Annotated in this window: 8 protein-coding genes; 1 reads left to right on the forward strand and 7 read right to left on the reverse strand. The window is 63.2% G+C overall.

Translation table 11 applies throughout. From position 1 onward, the window contains the following. Window positions 1-38: 38 nt before the first annotated feature. Entirely contained in the window at window positions 39-2,084 is a 2,046-nt protein-coding gene (locus AC1DXU_RS16675; protein ID WP_477370310.1) for an oxidoreductase, read from the reverse strand. A gap of 137 nt (window positions 2,085-2,221) precedes the next feature. Here AC1DXU_RS16675 and queF point away from each other — a divergent pair, with 137 nt between their 5' ends. Continuing rightward, window positions 2,222-2,683, forward strand: coding sequence for a preQ(1) synthase (gene queF, locus AC1DXU_RS16680; protein WP_477370313.1), 462 nt, complete (start codon window positions 2,222-2,224; stop codon window positions 2,681-2,683). Window positions 2,684-2,697: 14 nt separating this feature from the next. Here queF and AC1DXU_RS16685 read toward each other — a convergent pair whose 3' ends face one another. The 6 genes from AC1DXU_RS16685 to AC1DXU_RS16710 all read right to left on the reverse strand — a co-directional run. Further along, on the reverse strand, window positions 2,698-3,435 hold the full coding sequence (locus AC1DXU_RS16685; protein ID WP_477370316.1) for an alpha/beta hydrolase: 738 nt from the start codon (window positions 3,433-3,435) through the stop codon (window positions 2,698-2,700). Between the two features lie 166 nt (window positions 3,436-3,601). Further along, window positions 3,602-4,786 carry a mandelate racemase/muconate lactonizing enzyme family protein gene (locus AC1DXU_RS16690; RefSeq protein WP_477370319.1) on the reverse strand — a complete coding sequence of 395 codons (1,185 nt, stop codon included), beginning with the start codon at window positions 4,784-4,786 and terminating at the stop codon, window positions 3,602-3,604. Between the two features lie 7 nt (window positions 4,787-4,793). After that, complete coding sequence (locus AC1DXU_RS16695) at window positions 4,794-5,351, reverse strand: hypothetical protein (RefSeq protein ID WP_477370322.1); 558 nt, start codon at window positions 5,349-5,351, stop codon at window positions 4,794-4,796. Window positions 5,352-5,355: 4 nt separating this feature from the next. Beyond that, on the reverse strand, window positions 5,356-5,835 hold the full coding sequence (locus tag AC1DXU_RS16700) for a DUF3828 domain-containing protein (RefSeq protein ID WP_477370325.1): 480 nt from the start codon (window positions 5,833-5,835) through the stop codon (window positions 5,356-5,358). A gap of 184 nt (window positions 5,836-6,019) precedes the next feature. Then, window positions 6,020-7,129 carry a mandelate racemase/muconate lactonizing enzyme family protein gene (locus AC1DXU_RS16705; RefSeq protein WP_477370328.1) on the reverse strand — a complete coding sequence of 370 codons (1,110 nt, stop codon included), beginning with the start codon at window positions 7,127-7,129 and terminating at the stop codon, window positions 6,020-6,022. A gap of 84 nt (window positions 7,130-7,213) precedes the next feature. After that, the coding region (locus tag AC1DXU_RS16710) for a corrinoid protein (RefSeq protein WP_477370331.1) at window positions 7,214-7,781 on the reverse strand (568 nt) is incomplete at its 5' end.

Here is a 7,781-nt window from a genome sequence, read left to right on the forward strand (position 1 = left end):
AGTCCAGTCCAAGCGGGGCGTTGCCCGCGAGCGGACGCTCAGATCCTGAGACCGAACCTGATGCCGTCATAGATCGCGGCGTGGATGTTGCGCGAGGCGACCGCGTCGCCGATGCGGAAAAGCACAAAACCGCCTTCCGCATTGCGCGCCGGAAAAATGTCGCCGCCATTGACCAGCCGCTCGTAGTCCACGGCGCCGGCGTTCTTCGACAGCGGCTTCAGCGTCAGATAAAGATCGTCGAGCGGCAGCGTGCCGTGCTCGACCACCACCTGGTCGACCCGCCGCTCGCCGCGCCAGCCATCGGCGAAGTCGGAGGCCAGCTCCGCCACCAGCTGGTTGCCCTCGCGCCGCACCGAACGCAGCCGCGTGTTGATGGTGACGGTGACGCCCTTTTCCTGGAACGCGCGCATATAGGGCACATGGTTCATGCCGCCCATTTCCGGCGCAAAGAAACGCTCGGGCGAAACCAGTTCCAGCTTGGCGCCGCTGTTGGCGATCAGTTCGGCCGCGCCCATGCCCTGATGGCCGCCATTGTCGTCATAGAGCAGCACGTTCTCGGCCGGCTTGACGCTGCCGGCCATGATGTCCCAACTCGACGTGACGAGATTGTCGCCCGCCGCCAGCGGCGGGTTCTGCGGCAAGCCGCCGGTGGCAACCACCACCACGTCGGGCGACAGCGCCAGCACTTCGTCCTTCTCGGCCCAGGTGTCATAGCGGATCTCGACGCCGAGCCGCTCGAGCTCCGCCAGCCGCCAGTCGATGATGCCGATCAGCTCCTTGCGGCGCGGGTTCTGCGTCGCCAGTCGAACCTGGCCACCGGCCTGGCTCGACGCTTCCAGCACCGTGACCTGATGCCCGCGCTCTGCCGCGACACGCGCCGCCTCCAGCCCGCCGGCACCGGCACCGACAACGATCACCTTGCGTTTTGGTCCTTGGGTCTTGGCGATGATGTGCGGAATCTCGGCCTCGCGCCCGGTCGCAGCATTGTGGATGCACAGCGCCTCGCCGCCCTCATAGATGCGGTCGAGGCAATAGGTGGCGCCGACACAGGGGCGGATCTCGTGCTCGCGGCCCTCCATCACCTTTTTGATGATATGCGGATCGGCGATATGGGCGCGGGTCATGCCGACCATGTCAAGCTTGCCGGTGGCGATGGCATGGCGTGCGGTGGCGACGTCGGAAATGCGCGCCGCATGGAAGGTCGGGAACTTCGTCGCCGCCCTCACCTCGCCGGCAAAATCGAGATGCGGCGAGGAGCGCATGCCGGTCACCGGGATAACCCTGGTCAGCGCTGCATCAGTCTCGATCGAGCCGCGAATGATGTTGAGGAAATCGACCTTGCCGGAGCCGGCCAGACGCTTGGCGATGCCTACGCCTTCCTCTTTCGACAGGCCCTTCTCAAAATCCTCGTCGGCGACCATGCGGATGCCGACGACGAATTTGTCGCCGACCGCCGCCCGTACCGCATCGAGCACCATGTTGGTGAAACGCAGCCGGTTGTCGAGCGAGCCACCGAAATCATCGTCGCGCTGGTTGGTGGCCGGCGACCAGAAGCCGTCCATCAGATGGCCGTAGGCCTCGAACTCAATGCCGTCGAGGCCGGCCGCCTGGCAGCGCTGGGCAGCCGAAGCGTAGTCGGCGACGATGCGTTCGATGTCCCAGTCTTCGATGGTCTTCGGGAAGGCGCGATGCGCCGGTTCGCGCACCGGCGACGCCGACAGCACCGGCAGCCAGTCGGCTTTGTTCCAGCCGGTGCGGCGGCCGAGATGGGTGATCTGGATCATCACCTTGCAATCATGCTCGTGGCAGGCATCCGCCAGCTCGGCGAGCCACGGCACGATGCGGTCATCATAGACATGCAGATTGCCGAAGGCCGCCGGGCTGTCGCGCGAGACGATGGCCGAACCGGCGGTCATGGTCAGCGCCATGCCACCTTTGGCCTTTTCGGTGTGATAAAGTCGGTAGCGCTCTTTCGGCATGCCGTCCTCGGAATAGGCCGGCTCGTGGCTGGTCGACATCACCCGGTTCTTCAGCGTCAGATGTTTGAGCTGATAGGGCTGGAGAAGCGGATCGTTGCTGGCCATCGTCTTCCTGTCGTTTCAAATTGTGCGGAAGCAGCGTCCTGCTCCCGCTTCTATTTCACGCATCGGATTTTTCCGAAAACCGCTGCGCACTTTTCGGTCCGATGCTAATGAGCGGCAAAATCCAAGGAACCCCGCCGATGATTGATACCAAAACCCTCACCCAGCTCGGCGCCCATGTCGAGCCGCCACAGAGCCCAGAAACAGCGGTCCTGGAGACCGTGCCGTTTTCGCGTGGCGATGGCCCGCCGGCCATCGTGCGCTTCGTCTGCCCGGAATTCACCTCGCTGTGCCCGGTCACCGGCCAGCCGGATTTCGCCCATATCGTCATCGACTACGCACCCGATACGCTGCTGGTGGAATCGAAGTCGCTCAAGCTGTTCATGACCTCATTCCGCAACCATGGCGCCTTCCATGAAGAATGCACCGTCATGATCGGCCGCCGCATAGTGGCAGCTACCAAGCCCTTGTGGTTGCGCATAGGCGGCTATTGGTATCCGCGCGGCGGCATTCCGATCGACGTGTTCTGGCAGACCGGCGCGCCGCCGGAAGGCGCCTGGCTGCCCGACACCGGTGTCGCGCCTTATCGCGGGCGCGGCTGATTGGGCGGTGCGGCTCATTTAGCCTCGGTCAGACACAGGTTTTTCGCCAGGAAAGGCACCACCGTGTCGCGGTAAAGCTGCTCGTTGTAGCGATAGAGATCGACATGCCGCGCGCCATCGAACCAGACCAGTTCAGCGTCAGCGCCGGCAGCATCCTTCAACGCCAGGGTCTGGCCGCGATCGACAAAGGGATCCGCACTGCCGTCCAGCAGCAATATCGGCCGATCAATCGCGCCGATGCGGTCGACCGGCCTGACATTGTCCCCACCAAAGCCAAGGCGCAGCGGCATCTGCGCCAGCAAAACGGCCGCCTGCGCCTCGCGCAATATCGGCAACGGCGCCCGCAACGCCGTGGTTTCGCGCAAGGTCGCGTAAAGCTGCTCCAGCACATAGGTGTCGGCACGCTCCTGCTGCGCGGCAAACACAAAGGCCGCCGCACCGAGTGACGAGCCGACAGCCGCGATCTTGGAGCCGGCGAAGCGTTGCCGCGCGAAGGTCAGGATACGGCTGGCGTCCCGTCGTTCGGCATAGCCGAAGCCACGGACATCGCCGTCGCTCTCGCCATGTCCCGACAGATCGAACAGTACAACGGAATAGCCTGTTTCAAAAAGCAGTTTCGCTCTTGGCACCATGGCGGCCTTGTTGGAGCCGCGCCCGTGCAACAGCACTATCGTGCCGCAACTGCCCTTTCGATAGGCCACCCAGCCGGCAAGGTTGGGCGCGTCCTCCTGCTTGAGGACAACGCGCTCCACGGGCAACCCGGCAGGCAATACGAGACTTTGCCGAGGGCCGCGGGCGACCGCATGGCTTCCAGCCTCCCAGATGACAGCGCAAGCGGCGACGCAAACTCCCGCCAGGGCCGCCGCGAGCAGAACACCTCGTCTCATCGCTCGGTCATATCCTGCCCGGCGCGTTGCATCAGTTGAGCGGCAGCCGCTTGTAGCGGCCGGGGTGGTTCGGATCGCTGAAATGGTGCATCGGGCCGTGCTCGGCGAAATGCGCGGCCCAGCGTTTCATCGCCGCGGGGTCGAGTTCGACGCCCAGCCCGTGGCCGTCCGGCACGCGCACCGTGTTGTTGGCCTGCCGGAACGGACCATCCTTGATGACGTCGCCGATCTGCCAAGCAAACAGCGACTGCGATGCCTCGGTAATCCACTGCGTCGCCGCCACGACATGCAGATAGGCTGACGTCATGATGCCGAGATCGTTCGAGTAGCACCAGAACCCCTTGCCCATCGCCTCGCAGGCGGCGATGAATTTCAGGGTTTTGGACAGGCCGCCGAGGGCGGCGAAATTGCAGACGAAATAGTCCGGCGCACCCAGCGCAACGGCCCGCCTGAGATCGGGAGTGTGCGTCGAAAACGGAATGCGCGAGTGCTGGCGAAGTGCGGCCATCTCCTCGAAGGTGGCGACCGGATCCTCATAGTTGCGGATGTTGAACGGCTCGATTTCACGCAGCACCCAGCGCGCCGTGGTCAGCGACCATTGCATGTTGGAATCGAGCTTGATCTGCGCCTTTTCGCCCAGCGCCTCACGCAGCATGCGCACGGCCCTGATTTCGAGCTGGGGATCGCCCATGATCAGCTTGCCCTCGAAGATCGTCGAGCCATGCTCCTCGCGCATCTTGAGGCAATAGTCGACGATGGCTTCCGGCGTCATCTGGCCGCCGGCCCCGTCCTGCTCGGGGCGAAAGGCGAAATATTCCGAGAACGGAATGTCCTTGCGTACCGCGCCGCCAAGCAGCTTGTAGAGCGGCATGCCGAAGACCTTGCCCCTGATGTCCCACAGCGCCAGTTCGACGGAACCGAACGCCACGGAGGCGGCATTCTCGCCAGTGTTGGCGGTGATCTGCCAGGGCGGCACGCAGCGTGCCTCGCAATCGGCGATGTCGAGCGGATCGGCACCAATCAGCGCCGGCGCGATCTCGGCCTTGATCACCTCGCCGAAGTGCCACCACGGCGCCTCGCCGAGGCCAACCACGCCTTCGTCGGTCTCGACCTCGATGATCGACTTCGAGGCGCCGCCATAGAGGCCGGCCGTCCACCAGAACGGCGCGTCGAGCGGGACATTGACATGGGTGACGCGGATGTTGGTGATCTTCATGGGTTCCCTATTCGCACTGATATTGGCTGAGCGCCCATTCGCCGGTCACCGACAAAAGGTCTGATATCTTCCAGTCGCCGTCGACCTTCTTGAACTTCCATTCCAGCCGATGCGGATTGCCTGACACAACGAAGGCGACGATTACCTTGGCCTGGTCGCCATTGACCGCTTCAATCGTCCTCAGGCTCTTGTCGATCGCGGCCTTGTCGTAGTCCGCATTGTCGAGCGCCATGTTGGGGTCGAGGCACTCGCCCTGCCCCGATTTGCGCAGCGCGTCGCTCTTGTCGAGCACGGTCTTCGCCGGGTCGACGAAGTGGCTGCGCTGTGCCGGATCGATCTCCAGCCCGACCTGATCGTAAAATGGCCTGACCACCGCCGTCGGCGATCCCGGCTGGATCGGCACTGGCGCACTGTCGGCTGGAGGGGCTGCGAGCGGTGGCGTTGCTGGTTCCGACGCACCGCCTGGCGCGTTGGCCGGGGGTGCCCCAAGCAGGCCCTGAGCAGCGGCGGCGCTCACCATCGGCAGGCACACAGTCGCAAGGACCAGAAGACGGCAACGAAGCATGACGTCACTCCGGTGCCTTGTCGGGCATGCATTCCAGCGCGCTCAGCGTCCAGTTGCTGGTCTTCGAGGTGATGTCGGCGACCTTCCACTTGCCGTCGACTTTCTTCAGAGACCACAGCATTTCGCGCTTGGAATCGTCGCCTTCCGCGAAAAGGCTGAACGTTGCGGTGACTTCGGCGGTATCGCCGCTGACGGCCTCGGCGAGCTTCAGCGTCTTCGCCACGGTCTTCTGGTCGAAGTCCTGTGCGTCGAGGCCTGGATCGAAATCGATGCAGGCGACCTCGTCAGGCTTGTTCATCTGCGCCTGGTCGTTGAGATCGAAGAGTTTCGTCACCGGTTCGGTGAAGCGGTCGCGATACTTGGCATCGGCCTCGAATTTCACTTCGGGCACATAGAAGAATTTCACGACGTTGGACGCCGGGCCCGCCAGGGCGACGGCGGGCACGGCAAGGGAAAAGACAGCGGCCAGCACTATCGGTCTCATCGAGGATCTCCGGGCGTTCAGCAGCAAAAATGGCAAGGTCGACACCACGCAGCTTGCATATCGACTTTTTTGCGGCTCATGAAGCCCCGGAGAGCCAGCCTCAGATGCCCTGCCAAACGTTCTGGAGGTTGGCAATCGCCGACGATACTGGCCAGGTACAATCGCCGCGAACATCACAGGATCCTCAGCCGCCGAAAGCCGCGACAGGCGCTTTGAGTTGGGAGCGCTCGGGCTTGACACCGAGCCCTGGCATCTGCGGGACGCGTATATGCCCGTTTTCGATGACGATGGGATTTACGGGATCGGTATGCCCTTCAATGTACTCCTGCGCGATCCAGGCACCCTCAAAACGTCTCGGCTCGACGGTCGCGGCGAGGTGCACGCATGCCGCGGCGATGACGTCCCCTCCCCAGGTATCGTCGCAGCTGTGCGGAAGCGATCGTATCGCACACAGGTCACGGACCGTTGCCATCTTGGTGAGGCCGCCAAGCCGGGTGACCTTCAATCCGAATCCGTCCGCGATACCTGAAGACACTGCCCGCAGGACAGCATTCAAATCCTCGGTATTCTCATCGAGATAGACCGGATGGGTAACGCGTCCCTTGAGGCTCGCGACTTCCTCCATGGTGTTGCAGGGCTGTTCAAACACGAACGGGATTGCCTGGCAAAGCCGGTCGATGTGCAGCGCCGCCACGGTGGTGAGGCCGCGATTGGCGTCGACCGCTATCCGGGCCTTGAAGCCAACCGCTTCCCATACCTTGTGCACGGTGGCGACGTCCCGTTCGAGATCCCGTCCGCCTATCTTGATCTGAAGCCGAGGGTAGCCGGCCTTGACCTTGTCGACGGCAATACGCGCCGTCTCGTCCGGTGCTCCGACAATGGTCGAGTAGTATGAGGGCACACGATCGGTGAGCGCTCCGCCCAGAAGGGTTGAAACCGGAACGCCCAGCCGCTGCCCAGCGAGGTCGAAGAGAGCTATGTCCAAGGCCGCCTTGGCATAGTTGTGACCATTCAGCCGCTCGTCCATTCTTTTCGCGAGGCGGCGCATGGATGTGGTGTCCTCGCCGACGAGGCCGGGCGCCATTTCTGCAATTGCCGCCCTCGCACCCAGAGCATGTTGGGGCTGATAGACAGGGCCGACCGGGCAAGTCTCACCCCAACCAGACAGTCCGTCCTCGGTGGTCACTTCAACGAGCGTGCTGTCCAGATCCTGCACGGTATCGCTGGCCATGCTGTAGGCACCGCCTTTGACAGGCAGAAGCACCTGATAGACTTTGATCGACTCGATACGCATACAGACCTCAGCCCCCTCCGAGCCAAGCGATTCCGGCCTTCTTGCCATCCTCGCGCATGACGGCGTTGGATCGAACTGCTATGCTCAAACCCGCACATTGTGCTTGCGCTTCATGAAGTCCTTGGCGGTTTCGACCGCCACGGCCGCATCGCGGCAATAGGCATCGGCGCCGACGGCCTTGCCGAATTCCTCGTTGAGCGGCGCGCCGCCAACCAGCACGACATAGTCGTCGCGAATGCCCTTTTCCTTCATCGTGTCGATGACGACCTTCATGTAGGGCATGGTGGTGGTCAGCAGCGCCGACATGCCGATGATGTCGGGCTGATGCTGTTCGATGGCGTCGAGATACTTCTCGACCGCATTGTTGATGCCGAGGTCGATGACGTCGAAGCCGGCGCCCTCCATCATCATGCCGACGAGGTTCTTGCCGATGTCGTGGATGTCGCCCTTGACGGTGCCGATCACCATCTTGCCCTGCTTGGGTGCGCCGGTGGCGGCGAGCAGCGGCCGCAGGATGAACATGCCGGCCTTCATCGCGTTGGCGGACAAAAGCACTTCGGGAACGAACAGGATGCCGTCTCGAAAATCCTCGCCGACGATGCGCATGCCTTCGACCAGCGCCTCGGTCAGCACCTTGTAAGGCACCCAGCCG

Source organism: Mesorhizobium sp. P3_A10 (assembly GCF_056403175.1).

What these genes read in the sequence shown, in the direction of transcription:
- AC1DXU_RS16675 (WP_477370310.1), bottom strand. Translation starts at nt 2,084, where the DNA reads ATGGCCAGCAACGATCCGCTTCTCCAGCCCTATCAGCTCAAACATCTG.
- queF (WP_477370313.1), top strand. Translation starts at nt 2,222, where the DNA reads ATGATTGATACCAAAACCCTCACCCAGCTCGGCGCCCATGTCGAGCCG.
- AC1DXU_RS16690 (WP_477370319.1), bottom strand. Translation starts at nt 4,786, where the DNA reads ATGAAGATCACCAACATCCGCGTCACCCATGTCAATGTCCCGCTCGAC.
- AC1DXU_RS16695 (WP_477370322.1), bottom strand. Translation starts at nt 5,351, where the DNA reads ATGCTTCGTTGCCGTCTTCTGGTCCTTGCGACTGTGTGCCTGCCGATG.
- AC1DXU_RS16700 (WP_477370325.1), bottom strand. Translation starts at nt 5,835, where the DNA reads ATGAGACCGATAGTGCTGGCCGCTGTCTTTTCCCTTGCCGTGCCCGCC.
- AC1DXU_RS16705 (WP_477370328.1), bottom strand. Translation starts at nt 7,129, where the DNA reads ATGCGTATCGAGTCGATCAAAGTCTATCAGGTGCTTCTGCCTGTCAAA.